17 protein-coding genes are annotated in these 19,473 nt (G+C 67.4%); 7 read left to right on the plus strand and 10 right to left on the minus strand.

Annotated elements, in window-relative coordinates; translation table 11 throughout:
- The first annotated feature begins 56 nt into the window (after positions 1–56).
- From OJF58_RS08625 to OJF58_RS08635, 3 genes are all read left to right on the plus strand, one after another.
- Positions 57–1,316: a UbiH/UbiF/VisC/COQ6 family ubiquinone biosynthesis hydroxylase gene (locus tag OJF58_RS08625; protein ID WP_300783532.1), complete on the plus strand. Its 1,260-nt coding sequence runs from the start codon at positions 57–59 to the stop codon at positions 1,314–1,316.
- A gap of 74 nt (positions 1,317–1,390) precedes the next feature.
- Complete coding sequence (locus OJF58_RS08630) at positions 1,391–2,362, plus strand: GTP-binding protein (RefSeq protein WP_300783534.1); 972 nt, start codon at positions 1,391–1,393, stop codon at positions 2,360–2,362.
- Positions 2,363–2,371: 9 nt separating this feature from the next.
- A complete protein-coding gene (locus tag OJF58_RS08635; protein WP_300783536.1) occupies positions 2,372–3,415 on the plus strand; it encodes a WD40 repeat domain-containing protein in 1,044 nt (347 codons plus the stop codon).
- A gap of 33 nt (positions 3,416–3,448) precedes the next feature.
- On the opposite strand, the gene OJF58_RS08640 is transcribed toward OJF58_RS08635, so the two are convergent.
- A complete protein-coding gene (locus tag OJF58_RS08640; RefSeq protein WP_300783538.1) occupies positions 3,449–4,675 on the minus strand; it encodes a Bcr/CflA family multidrug efflux MFS transporter in 1,227 nt (408 codons plus the stop codon).
- Between the two features lie 55 nt (positions 4,676–4,730).
- Here OJF58_RS08640 and moeB point away from each other — a divergent pair, with 55 nt between their 5' ends.
- The 4 genes from moeB to OJF58_RS08660 are packed head-to-tail and all read left to right on the plus strand — an operon-like array spanning position 4,731 to position 8,187.
- Positions 4,731–5,504 carry a molybdopterin-synthase adenylyltransferase MoeB gene (gene moeB / locus OJF58_RS08645; RefSeq protein ID WP_300783540.1) on the plus strand — a complete coding sequence of 258 codons (774 nt, stop codon included), beginning with the start codon at positions 4,731–4,733 and terminating at the stop codon, positions 5,502–5,504.
- Positions 5,501–5,896 (plus strand): DsrE family protein, encoded by a 396-nt coding sequence (locus OJF58_RS08650; protein ID WP_300783542.1) that lies wholly within the window; start codon positions 5,501–5,503, stop codon positions 5,894–5,896. The genes moeB and OJF58_RS08650 overlap by 4 nt, the downstream gene beginning before the upstream one ends.
- 21 nt (positions 5,897–5,917) lie before the next feature.
- On the plus strand, positions 5,918–6,895 hold the full coding sequence (locus OJF58_RS08655; protein WP_300783544.1) for an adenosine kinase: 978 nt from the start codon (positions 5,918–5,920) through the stop codon (positions 6,893–6,895).
- Positions 6,892–8,187 carry an AmpG family muropeptide MFS transporter gene (locus OJF58_RS08660; protein ID WP_300783546.1) on the plus strand — a complete coding sequence of 432 codons (1,296 nt, stop codon included), beginning with the start codon at positions 6,892–6,894 and terminating at the stop codon, positions 8,185–8,187. The genes OJF58_RS08655 and OJF58_RS08660 overlap by 4 nt, the downstream gene beginning before the upstream one ends.
- A gap of 158 nt (positions 8,188–8,345) precedes the next feature.
- Here OJF58_RS08660 and phoB read toward each other — a convergent pair whose 3' ends face one another.
- The 9 genes from phoB to OJF58_RS08705 all read right to left on the minus strand — a co-directional run bounded on the left by phoB (position 8,346) and on the right by OJF58_RS08705 (position 19,462).
- Positions 8,346–9,080, minus strand: coding sequence for a phosphate regulon transcriptional regulator PhoB (gene phoB, locus OJF58_RS08665; protein ID WP_300785219.1), 735 nt, complete (start codon positions 9,078–9,080; stop codon positions 8,346–8,348).
- A 2-nt stretch (positions 9,081–9,082) separates the two neighbouring features.
- On the minus strand, positions 9,083–9,796 hold the full coding sequence (phoU, locus tag OJF58_RS08670) for a phosphate signaling complex protein PhoU (RefSeq protein ID WP_300783548.1): 714 nt from the start codon (positions 9,794–9,796) through the stop codon (positions 9,083–9,085).
- A 24-nt stretch (positions 9,797–9,820) separates the two neighbouring features.
- Positions 9,821–10,642: a phosphate ABC transporter ATP-binding protein PstB gene (pstB, locus tag OJF58_RS08675; RefSeq protein WP_300783549.1), complete on the minus strand. Its 822-nt coding sequence runs from the start codon at positions 10,640–10,642 to the stop codon at positions 9,821–9,823.
- A complete protein-coding gene (gene pstA, locus OJF58_RS08680) occupies positions 10,639–11,490 on the minus strand; it encodes a phosphate ABC transporter permease PstA (RefSeq protein WP_300783551.1) in 852 nt (283 codons plus the stop codon). Before pstA ends, pstB begins: the two co-directional genes overlap by 4 nt.
- A gap of 1 nt (position 11,491) precedes the next feature.
- A complete protein-coding gene (gene pstC, locus OJF58_RS08685; RefSeq protein ID WP_300785221.1) occupies positions 11,492–12,421 on the minus strand; it encodes a phosphate ABC transporter permease subunit PstC in 930 nt (309 codons plus the stop codon).
- Positions 12,422–12,545: 124 nt separating this feature from the next.
- Positions 12,546–13,592: a phosphate ABC transporter substrate-binding protein PstS gene (gene pstS / locus OJF58_RS08690; RefSeq protein WP_300783552.1), complete on the minus strand. Its 1,047-nt coding sequence runs from the start codon at positions 13,590–13,592 to the stop codon at positions 12,546–12,548.
- A gap of 125 nt (positions 13,593–13,717) precedes the next feature.
- Positions 13,718–15,109 carry an ATP-binding protein gene (locus OJF58_RS08695; protein ID WP_300783553.1) on the minus strand — a complete coding sequence of 464 codons (1,392 nt, stop codon included), beginning with the start codon at positions 15,107–15,109 and terminating at the stop codon, positions 13,718–13,720.
- 22 nt (positions 15,110–15,131) lie between these two features.
- Complete coding sequence (locus tag OJF58_RS08700; protein WP_300783555.1) at positions 15,132–18,287, minus strand: multidrug efflux RND transporter permease subunit; 3,156 nt, start codon at positions 18,285–18,287, stop codon at positions 15,132–15,134.
- Positions 18,288–18,307: 20 nt separating this feature from the next.
- Positions 18,308–19,462 (minus strand): efflux RND transporter periplasmic adaptor subunit, encoded by a 1,155-nt coding sequence (locus tag OJF58_RS08705; protein ID WP_300783557.1) that lies wholly within the window; start codon positions 19,460–19,462, stop codon positions 18,308–18,310.
- Positions 19,463–19,473: the final 11 nt, after the last annotated feature.

Below are 19,473 nucleotides of genomic sequence, written 5' to 3' on the forward strand. Positions count from 1 at the left end.
CACCATAGCCGGGCGGCGGGGTTGCCGCCCGGCCGTCTCGCTGCCATGAAACCTCCATGGACAGCGAACGGTTCGATCTTGCGATCGTGGGCGCCGGCCTCAACGGCAGCCTGCTGGCGCTCGCCGCGGGCGAGGCGGGGCTGCGGACGGCGCTGGTCGACCGCCTGCCCCTGGCATCGATGACCGGTGCGGACTTCGACGGACGCACCACGGCGATCGCCTATACGAGCCAGCGCCTGTTCCAGGCTCTGGGTGTATGGGCCGACATTGCCGACCTCGCCGAGCCGATCCTCGATATCCGCATCTCCGACGCCGGCCACGACGGCCGGCCCAGCCCATTCTTTCTCCACTTCGACCATCGCGAGGCCGATGCCGGCCAGCCGCCGCCCGCCGCGATGGGATGGATCGTCGAGAATCGCTTCCTGCGCGGCGCCATCCTGCGCCGGCTGGCCGCCTGCGCCTCGGTCGAGGTGATGGCGCCGGACGAGGCCGTCGAGACCGTGCGCACGGCGGACAAGGTCGACCTGACGCTCGGGAGCGGTCGCCGTCTGGTCGCGCGGCTGGTCGCCTCGGCGGAAGGCCGACAGGGGACGATGCGCGAGGATGCCGGCATCGGTGCGCGCGCCTGGCCGTACAACCAGATCGCGATCGTCCTGGTGGCGCGCCACGAGTTGCCGCATCGCGGCGTCGCCCAGGAAAAGTTCCTGCCCGGCGGCCCGTTCGCCATCTTGCCCATGCGCGACAGCGAGGCGGGCGAGCATCGCTCGTCGATCGTCTGGACCGAGCGCGCGAGCATCGCGCGGCGATTGCTGGAGCTCGATGCCCCACGCTTCCAGGCCGAGTTCGCCCGTCGCTTCGGCGATTTCCTGGGCAGAGTCGACACGCTTGGGCCGCGCTGGTCGTACCCGCTCCAGCTCGTCCATGCCGAGCGCTATATCGAGGAGCGGCTGGTGCTGGTGGGCGACGCCGCGCATGGCCTGCATCCCATCGCAGGCCAGGGCTACAATCTCGGCGTGCGCGACATCGCGGCGCTGGTCGAGGTCCTGGTCGACGCCAAGCGCCTCGGCCTCGACATCGGCGCCGCCGATACGCTGGAGCGTTATGCACAGTGGCGACGTGCCGACAATTTCACGATGGTGGCCGCCACCGATCTCCTGAACCGCCTGTTCTCCAACGACATCGGGCCGCTTCGCCTCGCGCGCGACCTCGGCCTCGCCGCGGTCAATCGCACGCCGCCGCTACGCCGCTTCTTCCTGCGCCACGCCATGGGGCTGGTCGGCGACCTGCCCAAGCTGATCCGTGGCGAAAGACCTTAGGAGGGCGCGCAGCCGCAGTTGCGTCCGTCCGGCGAAGCCCCTATCTCAGGAGCCCAGATTTTCGAGGAAAGGCCATGGCCCAAGCGCAAGTGCCCGTGACGGTACTGACCGGCTATCTCGGCGCCGGCAAGACCACGCTGCTTAACCGCATCCTGAGCGAGCAGCACGGCAAGAAGTACGCTGTGATCGTGAACGAGTTCGGCGAGCTCGGCGTCGACAACGACCTCGTGGTGAACGCCGACGAGGAAGTGTTCGAGATGAACAACGGCTGCATCTGCTGCACCGTGCGGGGCGATCTCATCCGCATCATCGAAGGGCTGATGAAGCGCAAGGACAAGTTCGACGGCATCCTGGTCGAGACGACGGGCCTCGCCGATCCCGGTCCGGTGGCGCAGACCTTTTTCACCGACGACGACGTGAAGGCGAGGACCCGCCTCGACGCGATCGTCACCGTGGTTGACGCCAAGCACTTCCTCGGCCAGCTCGAGCAAGGCAACGAGGCCGAGGAGCAGGTGGCGTTCGCCGACGTGATCCTGCTCAACAAGACCGACCTCGTGAGCGCCGACGAGCTCGCGAAGGTCGAAGGCAGGATCAAGGCGATCAATCCCTATGCGCGCGTCCACAAGACCGAGAAGAGCAGGGTCGAGCTCGAGGCCATCCTCGACAAGGGCGCGTTCGACCTGAAGCGCATCCTGGAATTCGAGCCCGACTTCCTCGAGCATGGGCACGACCACGACCACGAGGAGGAGGTGAAGAGCCTCAGCTTCACCGCCGACCGGCCGGTCGATCCCGACAAGTTCCAGAAGTGGATGGGTGCGCTGCTGCAGATCAAGGGACCGGACATCTTCCGCAGCAAGGGCATTCTCGCGATCGACGGCGCACCCCGGCGCTACGTTTTCCAGGGCGTTCACATGATGATGGATGCCGACTGGGGCCAGCCCTGGAAGGCCGGCGAGACGCGCGCCAGCAAGCTCGTCTTCATCGGCCGCAATCTCGACGGCGAGAACCTCAAGCGCGGCTTCCAGGACTGCCTGAAACAGGCCTGAAACCGGATCGTGAAGCTCGACCTCGCAAATCCGGCCTGGCGCACGACGCTGCCGCCATCGCGCACCGTCGCGACCGATGCGCCGGTGTCGGCCTGCGCCTTCAGCCGCGACGGTGCTGCCGTCGCATTCGCTCTGGGCGACGGGCAAGTGCGCGTCTTGCCGGCCGACACGGAGGCGCCGGAGAGCGCGGCCGCCGCGCCGCTGCATCAGGGAGCCGTGCTCGCACTCGCTGCCGATCCGGCCGGCGACGGCTTCGTGAGCGGCGGCGACGACGGCCGCCTGCTGCGGCTCGGCCGCGACGGCACGGCGGGCGAGCTCGCGAACCAGAAGGGCAAGTGGATCGAGCATATCGCCGTCCACAAGGCGACAGGGGCCGTCGCTGCCGTCGCGGGCAGGATGGCGCTGGTGGTGAAGGATGGCGAGCTCAACGAATTCGGGCCGCACCAGAGCACCGTGGCCGACGTCGATTTCAGCAAGGACGGCAGCCGGATCGCCTGCGCCCACTATGGCGGCGTCACGGTCTGGAGCATCGGCAACGTCGCGCTGCCACCGCGCCGTTTCGCCTGGGCGGGCAGCCACGTCGCGCTGAAATGGAGCACCGACGGCAAGTTCATCGCCACGGGCACGCAGGAAAACGACATCCACGTCTGGCGCATCGCCCAGTCGACCGACATGCGCATGCAGGGCTACCCGGCCAAGGTGAAGTCGCTCGCCTGGTCGGCCGATGCGCGCTGGCTCTTCACCTCCGCGCAACCGGTGTTCACGGCCTGGCCGTTCGCCGGCAAGGGGCCGGAAGGAAAGCCCCCCGTGCAGTTCGGCGAGGAGGGCGCCGGCCTGATCACCGTCGTCGCCGCCCATCCTTCAGCCGAGTTCGTGGCCGGCGGCTACGACTCGGGCGAGCTGCAGCTCGGCGATATCAAGACCAGGCGCTCGGTGGTCCTGAAGATGGCCGACGACTCGGCCATCACCTGCCTCGCCTGGTCGCCTGGCGGCTTCCATCTCGCGGCAGGCAACGAACGCGGTGACCTGCTGGTGGTCGATTTGCGGCGCTGATCTGGCCGCCACGGCAGCGGCGTGCTACCGACTCTAATCGCGTCCCACCAGCCAACGGTGGGCGACGAGGCAGAGTGCGCCGGCGATGCCCATGGCCGTGGTCATGGGCGCGATGGTGCCGTCGAAGGTCTGACCGACGATCGCACCGAAGATCGCGCCGAGGCCGAATTGCATGATGCCCATCAGCGACGAGGCCGTGCCGGCCATGTGGGGATAGCGCTGCAGCGCCATCGCCGTCCCGTTGGGGCCGATCAGGCTGATGACGGCGATCTGCGGCACCAGGCAGAGGAAGAACGGCCACATGCCGATCGCACCGGAGCGCGCCTCGACCAGGCCGAGGATGAGCGCCGCCGGACCGACGATCGCAGGCACGATCACTGCATAACGCAGGATCTTGCCGGCGCCGAAGACAGGCGCGAATTTGGCGTTGAGCAGGCTGCCCACGGTCATGAAGACGACCATGCCGCCGAACAGCAGGCCGAAGAGCCGCGGCGGGATGCCGTAATGCTGGATGAACACGAACGGCGAGCCGGAGAGGAACGAGAACAGCGCCGCGAATTGCAGCGAGCTCGTGAGGGCGTAACCCATGAAGGCCTTGTGGCGCAGCAGCTCGCCGAAACGTTTGAGGATCGCCGAAACGACCAGGGGCTGACGGTATTCGGGTCGCAGCGTCTCGGGCAGGCGGGTGAAGGCGGCCGTCCAGGCGAAGAGACCGATGCCCGCCAGGATGAAGAAGATCGCGCGCCATCCCAGGAACCAGAGAATTTGCCCGCCCAACAGCGGCGCCAGCATGGGTGCGATGGAGGTGCAGGCCATCATCAGCGACATGGCACGCGCCGCCTGATCGCGCTCGGCGAGGTCGCGCACCATGGTGCGGGCCAGCACCACGCCGCCGCAGGCCGCGAGCCCCTGCAGCAGCCGCAGCAGCACGAGCTGATCGGCCGCCGCCGCGAAGGCGCAGCCGATGCTCGCCAGCACGTAGACCGCCAGGCCACCCAGGATCACCGGCCGTCGCCCGAAACGGTCGCCGGCGGGTCCGTAGAAGATCTGGCCGACGCCGAAAGCGATCATGAAGGCCGACAGGGTGAGCTGGATGTCGCCCACGCTCGCCTTCAGGTCGCTCTCGATGACCGGCAGGGCCGGCAGATACATGTCGATCGACAGCGGTGTGAAGGCGGACAGCAGGGCGAGCACGGCCAGCAGCACCGGCGTCAGTGCCGGCCTGGTCTCGGCGGCGGAGGAATCGGAAAGGGCCGTCATCGGGGGCGTCGCTGTAGCAGCCATTGGGCCCCCTGCACCATGCTATAAGCGGACCATGACGGTGCTACCCGATATGACCGAGGCGCAGATCAGGCGCTACGCGCGCCATATCGTGCTGCCCGAGATCGGCGGCACGGGGCAGTCGCGGCTGATCGCGGCCAAGGTGCTGGTAATCGGCGCCGGCGGCCTTGGCGCGCCCGCCCTGCAATATCTTGCCGCGGCGGGGATCGGCACGCTGGGCGTCATCGACGACGACACCGTCGATCTCTCGAACCTGCAGCGCCAGATCATCCACCGCACGGCCGATATCGGCCTTCCCAAGACCGAGAGCGCGCGGCGGGCGCTGGGCGAGATCAATCCCGAGGTCACGGTCCGCGCGCACCGGGAACGGCTGACGGCCGAGAATGTCGAGCGCATCGTCGCGGACTACGACGTGGTGGCCGATGGCAGCGACAACTTCGCCACGCGCTATCTCCTGAACGACGCATGCTATCGCCTGAGGAAGATCCTGGTTTCCGCCGCGATCCTTCGTTTCGACGGCCAGATCTCGACCTACAAGGCCTGGCAGGGAGAAAGTCACCCTTGCCTGCGCTGCATCTTCCCGGTTGCCCCCTCGGAGGAGTCGGTGCCGAGCTGCGCGCAAGCCGGCGTGCTCGGGGCGCTTGCCGGCACGCTCGGCGCCTTGCAGGCCACCGAGGTGGTGAAGGAGATCCTGGGCATAGGCCGTTCGCTGTCGGGCCGGCTCCTGACGTATGACGCGCTCGGCGCTGCATTCGACGAGATGACCGTCGCCAAGCGCCCCGATTGCCCGACCTGCGGCACGCGATGAAGAGTCCCGAGGGTGGCCTGTCCCTGATCGTGCGCTCGGGCGACTACGAGAGCGTGCACTATGCGCTGGCACTGGCGAGCGCGGCGCTCGCCGTCAACCGGCCGGCCGTGCTGTTCTTCACCATGAATGCGCTGCGTGCGCTTACCGGGCCGCCGCCGGGCCTTGCCGGCTGGGGGCGCGACGCCCTGATGCGCGAGCGCGGCGTCGGCGACTTCGAGACGCTTCTGCAGGCCTGCATCGAGCTTGGCGGGCGCTTCATCGTATGCGAGATGGGGCTGCGCGCGCTCGGCATCGAGCGGGCCGAATTGCGGGCCGACATTCCTTTCACCGTTGCCGGCATCGTGACCTTGCTCGAGGAAACGAGGCCCGGCATGCATTTGCTGACTCTCTAGCCCTGCCTTTCCGGAGATCTCATGACATCTGCTGCCTTCGACGTGCTGGGAATCGGCAATGCCATTGTCGACGTCATCAGCCATGCCGACGACGCCTTTCTCGTGAAGCATGCGCTGAACAAGGGCGGCATGACGCTGATCGACGAGGCACGCGCCGAGTCCCTCTATGCCTCCATGGCGCCCGCCGTCGAGATCTCGGGCGGCTCGTGCGGCAACACCATGGCGGGCGTGGCCTCGTTCGGCGGCAAGGGCGCCTACATCGGCAAGGTGCGCAACGACCAGCTCGGCGCGGTGTTCGCGCACGACCTGCGGGCGACTGGCGTCGCCTTCGACACGCCGGTGGCGACGGCCGGACCGGCCACGGCGCGTTGCCTGATCCTGGTGACGCCCGACGCGCAACGCACGATGAACACCTATCTCGGCGCCTGCACCGGGCTCGGCCCGGCCGACATCGATCCCAGGCTCGTGGGCGCCGCGCAGGTGACCTACGTCGAAGGCTATCTGTGGGACGCGCCGGAAGCGAAGAAGGCCGTGCTCAAGGCGTTCGATGCCGCCCATGCCGCCGGCCGGCTGGTCTCGATCACGCTCTCCGATGCCTTCTGCGTCGACCGCTATCGCGAGGAGTTCCGGGTGCTGATCCGCGACAAGGTCGACATCCTGTTCGGCAACGAGAGCGAGATCAAATCGCTCTACCAGGTCCGGAGCTTCGAGGCGGCGGTCGAGGCCACGCGCAAGGAAGCCAAGGTCGCCGCCCTGACGCGCAGCGAAAAAGGCTCGGTCGTGATCAAGGGCGGCGAGACCCATGCCGTTCCGGCGGCGCCGGTCGCGAAAGTGGTCGACACCACCGGCGCGGGCGACCTCTATGCCGCGGGCTTCCTGCATGGCTTCACCCGCGGCAAGCCGCTCGCCGAATGCGCCCGCCTGGGCGGCATTGCGGCCGCCGAGATCATCTCCCATGTCGGCGCACGGCCGGAAAAGCCGCTGCGGGAGCTCGTTTGAGCCTTTCCGTCCCCGTACGGTCGGCCTGGAAACGCTGGGCCAGGGCGGCCGAAGTCTATCGCGACCGCCGGCAGCTCATCATCCTGTTGATGGGCTTTTCGAGCGGCATGCCGTTCCTGCTCTCGGGCTCGGTGCTGTCGTACTGGATGAGCCAGGTCGGCGTGGACCTCACGACCATCGGCATCTTCGCGCTGGTCGGCGTTCCCTACGCCTTCAAGTTCGCCTGGGCGCCGCTCGTCGACCGGATGCCCCTGCCGTTGCTCGACCGCTGGCTCGGGCGCCGGCGGAGCTGGATGCTCGCCGCCCAGATCGGCATCCTGCTGGCGACCCTGCTGCTGGGATGGAGCGATCCGGTCGCGAGGCCATGGTTCACCGCCTTCGCCGCCGTCACGATCGCCTTCCTGTCGGCGACGCAGGATATCGCCATCGACGCCTATCGCATCGAGATCCTGCACGACGAAGAGCAGGGCGCCGGCTCGGCGACCACCCAGCTCGGCTATCGCATCGCCCTGTGGATCGTCAGCGCGATGTCGCAGCTGCTGCCGAGCGTCATGCCCTGGTCGACCGTGCTGAGCCTGATCGCCGTTCTCGCGGTCGTCGGCGTGGCAACCACGTTCTGGGCCGACGAACCGGTTTCCAAACGACCGATCATCCATTCCACCGGCGAATGGCTCAACGAGTCGGTCGTGCGCCCGTTCGCCGAATTCTTCGCCTATCGCGGCTGGTTCGTCATCCTGCTCTTCGCCCTGCTCTACAAGTACGGCGACGCCCTGGGCGGCAGCATCACGCTGCCGTTCTTCGACCAGATGGGTTTCTCGGGGCCGGAGATATTCGGCGTGAGCAAGAGCTTCGGCGTCGCGGCGACGATCGTGGGCGGCCTGGCCGGCGGCCTTCTCGTGGCGCGCTACGGGCTGTTCAAGGCGCTGTTCATCGCCGGCATCCTGCAGGCGGTCACCAACCTTCTCTTCTCCTGGCAGGCCCAAGCGGGACACGACATCATCGTGCTGACGATCGCCATCACCGCCGACAACTTCACAGGCGCCCTGGGCGGCGTCGCCTTCATCGCCTACCTGTCGAGCCTCTGCACCGCCGGCATGGCGGGCACCCAATATGCGCTCCTGACATCGCTGATGGCCTTCGGCCGCACCGTCCTGTCCGCCGGCGGGGGCTGGCTGGCCACCGAAACGGGCTGGACGGTGTTCTGGATGCTGACCACCCTCATGGCGATCCCCGGCCTGCTGCTGCTGCTCTGGCTATGGCACGCGGCCGGAAAAGAAACCCCTCCTTCGTGATCGAAGGAGGGGCAAGTGAGGCTTCGGCGACGGCGTGACCGTCCCGGGGGAACCAGCCCGTTCCGCAGCGGGGCGTGGGGACGATGCCGGCGCGGAACGAGCAAGGATCACTTACCGATGCGAGGCTACAGGATCGTGACCGGGGTTGTGGAAAACCGTCAGGCCCGGGCATCGAGCGCATAGCCCGCGGCGCGCACGGTGCGGATCACGTCGGCGCTGTTGCTGCCGTTCAGCGCGATGCGCAGGCGGCGGATATGGACGTCGACGGTGCGCGCCTCGACATAGACGTCCTTGCCCCACACCGCATCGAGAAGCTGCTCGCGCGAGAACACGCGGCCGGGATGCTCCATGAAATGGCGCAGCAGCCGGAACTCGGTCGGCCCGAGATGGATCGGCTTGCCGCCGCGCGTGACGCGATGGGCGACGAGATCCATGACGATATCGGCGTAGCTCAGCGCCTCGTCGGCGAGCGCGGGCCGGATGCGCCGCAGCACGGCCCGGATGCGCGCCACCAGCTCGGTCGGCGAGAACGGCTTGGCGACATAGTCGTCGGCGCCGGCGTCGAGGCCGCGCACGCGATCGCCCTCCTCGCCGCGCGCCGTCAGCATGATGATCGGCAGATTGGCCGTTGCGGTCTGGCGGCGGAGCTGGCGGCAGACCTCGATGCCCGACATCAAGGGCAGCATCCAGTCGAGCAGGACGAGATCGGGCGTGTCCTCCCGCACCGATGCCAATGCTTCCTCGCCGTCATGGGCGACGGAAACCGCGAAGCCCGCCTGCTCGAGGTTGTAGCGCAGCAGCTCGACGAGCGCGCTCTCGTCCTCGACGACCAGCACGCGCGGCTTCACCGAGGAGGTCTGCGTCTCGCGGCGCGAAGGCGCGGTGGCGGCCATGCTCATGACGAGGCATCAGTGGCGTAGAGCGCGCCGCTGCCCTTGCGCCGCGTCTCGGCGAAGTTCTGGCCGGTGCTGCGGAAGTTCACCAGCTCGGCGATGTTGGTGACATGATCGCCGGCGCGCTCGATGTTCTTGGCCATGAACATGAGATGGGTGCAGGCGGTGATGGTGCGCGGATCCTCCATCATGTAGGTGAGGAGCTCGCGGAACAGCCCGGTGTAGACCTGGTCGATCTCCTCGTCGCGGTTCCACACGTCACGCGCCTTGGCGACATCTTCGTCGGCAAAAGCGTCGAGCACATCCTTGAGCGCGGTGCGCACCAGCCGGCCGAGGCGGTCGATGCCGGCGACGGCGGCGGCCGGCGCTGTTCCCTGGGCGAGCACGATGCTGCGCTTGGCGGTGTTCTTGGCGTAGTCGGCGATACGCTCGAGCGCGGCCGCGATCTTGATCGATGACAGCACCATGCGCAGATCGACCGCCATGGGCTGGCGCAGCGCGAGCAGCTTCACCGTCTGCTCCTGCACCGCGACATCGAGCGCGTCCACCCGCGCGTCGTCGGCGATCACCTCCTCGGCAACCGCCGTGTCGCCCTCGCGCACGGCTTCCAGCGCCCGCGCGAACTGGCTCTCCGTCAGGCCGCCCATCTCGTTGATCGTGGCGTTGAGCCGCTCCAGCTCCTGATCGAAGCGCTTCAGAATGTGGTCGTTCGCCATATCGAGGCTCCTTGCGCGAATCCGTCAGCCGAACCGGCCGGTGATATAGGCCTGCGTGCGCTTGTCGGCCGGCGCCGTGAAGATCTTCTCGGTGACATCGAACTCGATCAGCTCGCCGAGATACATGAAGGCGGTGAAGTCGGAGACGCGGGCCGCCTGCTGCATGTTGTGGGTGACGATGATGATCGTGTAGTCCTGCTTCAGCTCGTCGATCAGCTCCTCGATCTTGGCGGTCGAGATCGGGTCGAGCGCCGAGCAAGGCTCGTCGAACAGGATGACCTCGGGTTTCACCGCGACGGTGCGGGCAATGCAGAGCCGCTGCTGCTGGCCGCCGGACAAGCCGAGACCGGAAGCGCCAAGCTTGTCCTTCACCTCGTCCCACAGCGCAGCGCGGCGCAGGGCGTGCTCGACGCGCGCGTCGAGTGCCGCCCGCGGCAGCCTCTCGTAAAGCCTGATGCCGAAGGCGATGTTCTCGTAGATCGACATCGGAAACGGCGTCGGCTTCTGGAACACCATGCCGATACGGGCGCGCAGCAGGTTGATGTCCACGCCGGCATCGAGCAGGTTCTCGCCGTCGAACATCACCTCGCCGGTGGCGCGCTGGCCGGGATAGAGGTCGTACATGCGGTTGAGCACCCTGAGCAGCGTGGACTTGCCGCAGCCCGAGGGGCCGATGAAGGCCGTGGTCTTGTTGGCATAGAGCGAGAGATCGATGCCCTTGAGCGCGCGGGCATCGCCGTAGAAGAACTCGAGATTGCGGATCGCGACCTTCTCGGCGAGGCCAGCGGCGTTGATGGCGGCGCGATCGGCCGCCGGTGCGGGCGCGTTGGAGGAAGCGACGTTCATGTCTTTCTCGCGGTGAGAGAGCGGGCGAAGATGCTGAGCGCCAGCACCGTGACCGTGATCAGAAGCGCGCCCGTCCAGGCGAGCCTCTGCCACTCCTCGTAAGGCGACAGCGCGAACTGGAAGATGACGACCGGCAGGCTCGGCATCGGTGCGTTCATGTCGACCGTGAAGAACTGGTTGTTGAGCGCGGTGAACAGAAGCGGCGCCGTCTCGCCGCTGATGCGGGCGATGGCGAGCAGGATGCCGGTGACGATGCCGGCGCGCGCGGCGCGATAGGCGATGCGTACGATCATGTGCGACCGCGGCAGGCCGATCGAGGCGGCCGCCTCGCGCAGCGTGTCGGGCACCAGCCGCAGCATGTCCTCGGTGGTGCGCACCACGACGGGGATCACGATCACCGCCAGCGCCACCGCGCCGGCATAGCCCGAGAAGTGGCCCATCGGGGCCACCATGACCTCGTAGATGAAAAGACCGATCACGATCGACGGGGCGCTCAGCAGGATGTCGTTGATGAAGCGCACGACCGTGGCAAGCTTCTCGTGCCGCCCGTATTCGGCCATGTAAGTGCCCGCCAGGATGCCGATCGGCGTGCCGATCGCGATCGCCAGCGCCGTCATGGCGATGCTGCCGACAATGGCGTTCAGCAGGCCGCCCTCCGAGCCGGGCGGCGGTGTGTTCCGGGTGACGACGTCGAGCGACAGGCCGCCCACGCCGTGGAAGAGCAAGACGGCCAGGATCAGCACGAGCCAGCCGAGGCCGAACGCGGTCGCCGCATAGGCGAAGCCCTGGGCCACCGTGTTGCGCAGGCGGCGACGGGCATAGAGCGCGTTCAGGCGTTCCGTCGCCATGCTAGAGCCCCTGATTCTGGAGCCGCAGCAGCAGGTAGCGCGCGGCGGCCAGCACGATGAAGGTGATCGCGAACAGGATCAGGCCGAGGGCAATCAGCGACGATGTGTAGAGGTCGCCCACGGCCTCGGTGAACTCGTTGGCGATCGACGCCGAGATGGTCGTGCCCGGCGCGAGGATCGAGGCGGAGACGCTGTGTGCGTTGCCGATCACGAAGGTGACCGCCATGGTCTCGCCGAGGGCGCGGCCCAGGCCCAGCATGACGCCGCCGATCACGCCGACCCGGGTGTAGGGCAGGACGACGTGCTTGAAGACTTCCCAGGTCGTGCAGCCGAGGCCGTAGGTTGCCTCCTTCAGCACCGCCGGCACCGCCTCGAAGACGTCGCGCGAGATCGCGGTGACGAAGGGCAGCACCATGATCGCCAGAATGAAGCCCGCCGTCAGCATTCCGATGCCGTAGGGAGGGCCGGCGAACACGTCCTGCAGGCCGGGCACCCCGTCGAAGGTGTCGATCAGGAACGGCTGGATGTGCCTCTGCACGAAGGGCGCAAACACGAACAGGCCCCAGATGCCGTAGATGATGCTGGGAATGCCGGCCAGCAGCTCGATGGCGATGGCGATCGGGCGCCGCAGCCAGAGCGGGCAGAGCTCGGTCAGGAAAAAGGCGATCATCAGGCCGACCGGCACCGCGATCACCAAGGCGATGAACGAGGTGACCAGCGTGCCGTAGACCGGCGCCAAGGCGCCGAATTTTTCCGTGACCGGGTTCCAGACTTGCGTGATGACGAAGCCGATGCCGAACGCCCTGAAGGCAGGCACCGAGCCGATGACGAGGGCCAGGATGACGCCGCTCAGCAGCGCCAGGACCGCGAACACCGCGAGGCGCGTGAGGTGCCGGAAGGCAATGTCGGTCGTCCGCAGCCTGCCCAGCATGGCCGCCCGCGTCGAGGCGGCGCGGGCCGTCATATCGGTTTCGTTCAATGCCACTTCCGACACTCTACGCTCCCTCGCGTGCGCGGAAAGGGCGCCGGCCGTCATGGCGGGGGCCCCGAAGCCTTCAGTGCGTCATCGTGAACAGCGGCTTGCCGCTGCCGTCCTTGATATCGGTGGACCACATCTTCTCGATATCGGCGACGACGTTGGCGGGCATCGGCACGTAGTCGAGTTCCTTCGCCATCGCCTGGCCCTTGGTGTAGGCCCAGGCGAAGAACTTCAGCGCCTCGCCGGTGGCGGCCGCATCCGACGGCTGCTTGTACAGCAGGATCCAGGTGGCGGCGGTCATCGGCCACGACGCATCGCCCGGCTGGTTGGCCAGGATCACGCCGTAGCCCGGCTGGGATTTCCAGTCGGCACTGGCGGCGGCCGCCTGGAACGCCTCCGATGTCGGCGCGACGGTCTTGCCGGCCTTGTTCACCATCCTCGTGAAGGTGAGCTTGTTCTGCTTGGCGTACGCATATTCGACATAGCCGATCGAGCCCTTGGTCTGGCCGACATTGTTGGCCACGCCCTCGTTGCCCTTGGCGCCGATGCCGGCCGGCCACTGGACGGCCGTGCTGGTGCCGACCTTCGACTTCCATTCCGGGCTCACGTCGGCCAGATAGTGGGTGAAGTTGTAGGTCGTGCCCGATCCGTCCGAGCGATGCACCAGCGCGATGGCTGTCGACGGCAGCTTGGCGTCGGGATTGAGCTTCGCGATCGCCGGGTCGTTCCACTTCTTGATCTCGCCGAGATAGATGCCGGCAAGCGTCGGGCCGTCCAGCACGAGGTCGCCCGGCTTCACGCCCTCGAGGTTGACGACCGGAACGATGCCGCCCATCACCATCGGGAACTGGGCGAGCCCCGCCTGATCGAGATCCTTGCCGGAGAGCGGCGCATCGGACGCGCCGAACGTCACCGTCCTGGCCTTGATCTGCTTGATGCCGCCGCCCGAGCCGATGGACTGGTAGTTGAGCCCGATGCCGGTCTCCTTCTTGTAGGCGTCCGCCCATTTGGCATAGATCGGATAGGGGAAGGTGGCGCCGGCGCCGGAAATGTCGGCGGCGAGGGCCGCCGACGCCGTCGCCACGAGCGCGGCCGCGGTCAGGGCAATCCTGGTGAATCTCACGAGTTCTCTCCTTTGTTCGAGTCGAACGCGACTGCACTAGGAGGCTCAGGTCACTCTCTTATGAAAGTTGTGTGACAGATCAATGACAGCCGCGCCGACCTCCTGGGGGCAGATCGAGGAACGGTCTACGGGTTCCGGGTCGCTGCCGGCAGCGTAACGGTAAAGGTCGAACCCCTGCCCGGCGTGCTCTGGATATCGAGCCGGCCGCGATGACGGTTCATCACGTGCTTGACGATGGCGAGCCCGAGCCCCGTTCCGCCAAGCTGACGCGAACGGGCATTGTCCACGCGGTAAAAACGCTCCGTGAGCCGCGGCAGATGCGCTGGCGGAATGCCTTCGCCTTCGTCGCTGACCGCAACCGAAACCCGGTCCTCCCCGGCCGGGCGCGCCGCCACCCGCACGGTCGTCGAAGGCCTGGTGTATTTGATGGCGTTGTCGATCAGGTTCTGGAACACGATCGTGAGCTCGTCATGGTCCCCGACCGCGCGCGGCAAGGCCGGATCGACGGAGAGCTCGACCGCGACCTGGCGCGAGGCGGCCTTGAGCTGCAGCAGATCCTGCACCCCGGCCAGCACACGGCCGAGATCGACCGGGGCGTCGGGACGGGAGTGCTCGTGCTGCTCGATGCGCGACAGCGTCAGAAGATCGTCGACCAGGCGCCGCATGCGGTCGGCCTGCTCGGCCATGATGCCGAGGAAGCGCTCGCGCGCCTGGACATCGTCGCGGGCCGGTCCGCGCAGCGTCTCGATGAAGCCCAGCAGGCCGGCGATCGGCGTCTTGAGCTCGTGGCTGGCATTGGCCACGAAATCGGCGCGCATGCGCTCGGCACGCCTCAGCGCGGTCGTGTCGTGCAGCACGATCAGCGCCAGCGAGCCGTCCGCCGCGGGCCGCGGCAGGCGGCGCGCATGGGCGATCATGTCGAGTTCCGGGGGTCCCGGCAGCGCCAGTTCCACCATGGCCTGATCCGCTCCGGCGACGTTGCCGTCTGCCGCTGTCAGAAGCGAATCGACCGCCGACAGAAGCGCCGGATGGCGCAGCACCGCCGACAAGTCACGGTCGGCCGCGATCTGGCCCAGCAGCGCGAGAGCGGCCCGGTTGGTGCGCACGACGCGGCGCTGGCGGTCGACGGCGATCAGCGGGTCGGGCAGGCCGTCGACGATCGCCTGTGCCGAGGCGGCGAGATTGTCGATCGAGGCGCGCTGGCGCCGCCAGCCCGACGCCAGGGTGGCGGCGGCGGCGGCAAGCTCCTCGGTCGCCGGCGCGAACCTCAGCCGCGGCATCACCGGCTCGTGCTCGCCCGACAGCTCGCTCACGAAGCGGGCGAAGCGGGCCAGCGAGCCCAGATAACGCTGCACAAGGATCACCGAGACGACCGTAAGGCCAGCCGCTGCTACCAAAGCGGGGCCGAGGGCGAGTTCGCCGTGCCAATGGAGCGCCGCCAGCGCGACATAGGACGGCGTCAGCACGACGGCATTGGCCGCGAGATGGCGGCGAAGGGGGAGCGCCTGGTCGGGCATGCCCCCCTCTACCCTGCCCGGCTCAGGCGCGCGAGGGGTGGACCGCGAGCTTGGCGCCTTTTCGGCGCTCCTCCAGGCGCTGCAGGATGACGAAGAAGGACGGCACGAAGAGCACGGCCAGGAACGTCGAGGCGATCATGCCGCTGAACACGCACAGGCCGAGCGAGACGCGGGCGGCGGCGCCGGCGCCGGTGGCCGTCACCAACGGCACGACGCCCAGGATGAACGCGAACGACGTCATCAGGATCGGCCGCAGGCGGATCCGCGCCGCCTCCAGGGCGGCCTCCAGGATCGGCCTGCCCTCGAGCAATCGCAGCTCGCGGGCCACCTCGACGATCAGGATGGCGTTCTTGGCGCTGAGCGCGATCAGCAGCATCAAGCCGATCTGGGTGTAGAGATTGTTCGCCGCGCCCACCGCGGCCAGCGCGACGGCCGGGCCGATCAGCGCGAGGGGCACCGCGAGGATGACGCTCAAGGGGGCGATCCAGCTCTCGTATTGGCCGGCGAGACAGAGATAGACGAGCAGGATGGCGAGACCGAAGACGTAGAGAAGCTGATTGCCGACGATGTGCTCCTGGTAGGACATCGCCGTCCATTCGTAGGCCATGCCCGGCGGCAAGGTATGCCCGGCGATCTCGCCCATCAGGTCCATCGCCTCGCCCGAGCTGAAGCCCGGCGCCGCCGATCCGACGACCGACGCCGACGGATAGAGATTGTACAGGGTGATGATGGGCGCGCCTTGCGCCGGGCGGATGCGCGCCAGCGCGCCGATCGGCACCATCTTGCCGTCGGTGCTGCGCACGTTGAGCTTCAACAGGTCCTCCGGCCGCGTGCGGAACTGCGAATCGGCCTGCACATAGACCTGCAGGCTCAACCCGAACTTGTTGAAGCGGTTGACGTAGGTCGATCCCAGATACGCCGACAGGGTCGAGAAGACGTCGCCCACCTGCACCTTGAGCGTCTCCGCCTTGGAGCGGTCGATCTCGACGTCGAGATGCGGTGCGCCGGCGCGGAAGGCGCTGATCGGGTTGGCGATCGTGCTTTGCGTGCGGGCCGCGTCGGCGAGCTCGCGGGCCACGTCCTGAAGCTTGACGAGGTCGAAGCTGCCGTCGCGCTGCTCGACCTGCATCTGGAAGCCGCTGACATTGCCGATGCCCTGGATCGGCGGCGGCGCCAACACGAAGCCGCGGCCGTCCTCCAGCGTTGCCAGGCCCTGCATGAGCTTCCCGGCGATCGAGCGGATATCCTGGCCCTGCGCCTTGCCGCGCGCGCCCCAATCGTCGAGGACCACGTACGCCACCCCGGCATTGGCCAACGCGGCGTTGTTGTCCAGAAGCGACATGCCCGCGATCGTGACCACCTGCTGCACCCCGGGGATCGCCCTGGCGATGCGCGTCACCTCCTGCAGGCTTGCGCTGGTCCGCTCCAGCGACGCGCCGTCCGGCAGTTGGACGCCGGCCAGCAGATAGCCCTGGTCCTCGTTGGGAATGAAGGCGCTGGGCAGGCGCGCCACGCCCCAGCCACCGAGACCGGCCAGCGCCAGCCCCAGCAGGACCATCAGCCCGCTGCGCTTGACCATGCCCCCGACCAGGACGCTGTAGCGGCGTTCGAACCAGCCGTAGCCCGCGTTGAACGTCCGGTAGAAGACGTTGCGCTTCTCGGGCGGCACGGCCGGCCGCAGCCACATCGCGCACTGCGTCGGCTTCAGGGTGGCGGCGTTGACCGCGCTGATGAAAGCGGTCGCGGCGATGACGAGCGCGAACTGGGCGAACATCTTGCCGGTGAGACCGGGCAGGAAAGCCGCCGGTATGAAGACCGACATCAGCACCAGGGTGATGCCGACCACCGGGCCGAACAGCTCATTCATGGCCTTGATCGCCGCATCGTGGCCCGACATGCCGCGCTCGATGTGGCGCGAAACGCCCTCCACGATCACGATCGCGTCGTCCACCACGATGCCGATCGCCAGCACGATGCCGAACAGGGTCGAAAGATTGATGGTGAAGCCCAGTGCCGCCATGGCGGCGAAGGCGCCGATGATGGTGACGGGAATGGTGGTCGCCGGCACCAGCATGGCGCGCCAGTCCTGCAGGAACACCACGATCACGATCAGCACCAGGATGCCGGCCTCGACCAGCGTCTTGAACACCTCGTGGATCGACGTCTTGACGAAGGTCGTGGTGTCGAACGGCACCTCGTAGGTCAGGCCGGGTGGGAAAGCCTTCTTCAGCTCCTCCATCTTGCTGTGCACGGCGCCGGCGACCTCCAGCGCATTCGCGCCGGGCGCCTGATAGATGGCGATGCCGGCGCCGGGCTTGCCGTCGAGCCGGAAGTTCTGGGCGTAGGTCTGGGCGCCGAGCTCGACCCGCGCCACGTCCTTCAGCCGCAGGATGCGACCGCCATCGCCGCTCTCCGACTTGACGATGATGTTCGCGAACTGGGCCGGATCGGCGAGGCGGCCTTCGATATCGACCGTGTACTGGAAGTTCTGTCCCTTCGCCGCGGGCGGCGTGCCGACCTGGCCGGCGGTGACCGACTGGCTCTGCGACTGCACGACCTGGATGACATCGGCCGGTGTCAGGCCATACGCGTAAAGCTTCTGCGGATCCATCCAGATCCGCATCGAATACTGGCCGGCACCCAGCACGGTGACGTTGCCGACGCCCGGCACGCGGGCGAGCTCGTTCACCAGGTTGATGGTGGCGTAGTTGCTCATGAACAGATTGTCGTAGCGCGCGTCGGGCGAGCTCAGCGCCACGATCTCGAGGATCGAGGTCGATCTCTTCTGGACCGTGACGCCCTGTGCCTGCACGGGCTGCGGCAGCGCGGCCAGCGCGGCGCTGACCCTGTTCTGCACCAGCACCTGCGCGAAATCGAGGTCGGTGCCGATCTCGAACGTCACGGTCAGCGTATAGGTGCCGGAATCGGTGCTGGTCGACTGCATGTAGATCATGCGATCGACGCCGTTCACCTGCAGCTCGATCGGCAGGGCGACGTTGTCGACGACGGTCTTGGCGGAGGCGCCCGGGTAGGTCGTGGTCACCTGCACCGTGGGCGGCACGATATTGGGATACTGGGCGACCGGCAGGTCGATCAGCGCGACACCGCCGATGAGCACGAACAGGATGGCGAGCACGTTCGCCAGCACCGGCCGCTCGATGAAGAACTTGGAGATCATGGACCTGCCCCGGCGTCCGGCTACTTCGCCTCGGCGGCCTGGATGGTCGTCTGCTTCGGCACGACCTTGGCGCCCGGAATCGCGCGGCCGTTGGTCGTGATCACGACCCTGTCGTCGGCCGACAGGCCGCTTTCGATCGCGCGCAGGTTCCCGACCAGGAGCTGACCGACCTTGACGCGCCGCTGCTCGACGACATCGTCCTTGTTGACCACCATCAGATAGCGGCCGGCCTGGTCCTCGGCCAGCACCCGGTCGGGCACGACCAGCATCGATTTCTCGCCCAGCCCGACCGGCACGCGCACGCGCACGAAGAAACCGGGCAGGAGCGTGCGGTCGGGATTGTCGAACACGCCGCGTACCAGAACCGTGCCGGTCGCGGCATCGACGCTGGGCGACACGTAGTCGAGATGGCCCTTGTGCGGATAGCCCTGCTCGTTCATCAGCCCGATCTCGAGCGGGACCTTGTTCAGCTCCTGCAGCGTGATCCGGCGATCGGCGAGGTTGTGGCGGATGTTCAGCACATCCTGCTCGCTCAAATTGAACGACACGTAGATCGGGTCGAGCTGGACAATGGTCGCGAGCTTGGTCGGACCGGCCGCGCCCACCAGCTCGCCGACCGAGACCAGGCGCTTGGTCACGACTCCATCGAATGGCGCCACCACGTCCGTATAGTCGAGATTGGCCTGGGCAATGACCAGATTGGCCGACTGATTTTCGACGTTGGCCTGGTTCGAATCACGCTTGGCCTTCGCCTGGTCATAGGTGTTCTGGGCGGAGACGTTCTGGCGAAGCAGGGTCTCCTGACGCTTGAACTCGGCCTCGGCCTGCACCAGCAATGCCTTGGCGGAAACCACCTCCGCTTCGGCCTGCTTGACCTTGGCGGCATAGGTCGTCGGATCGATCTTGAACAGTGGCTCGCCCTTCTTGGCGAACTGGCCGTCCTGGTACTCGACCTCGGTCAGGAAGCCCTCGACGCGGGCGACGAGATCGACCGTGTTGACGGCCTGCGTGTTGCCCGTCTGCTCGATATAGGGCACGACCTTCTGCTGCAGCGGCAGCGCGACCGACACCTCGGCTGGCGGCGGGGCGACGAACTTGTTGTCGGGCTTGCAAGCGGCGACAGAGGCCGCCAGTCCCACCACCAGGATCAGCGAACGAGCGCTGCTTCTCGCCATTTGTCGACGTC

The organism is Enhydrobacter sp. (assembly GCF_030246845.1).
In the GTDB taxonomy this organism is placed as follows: Bacteria; Pseudomonadota; Alphaproteobacteria; order Reyranellales; family Reyranellaceae; genus Reyranella.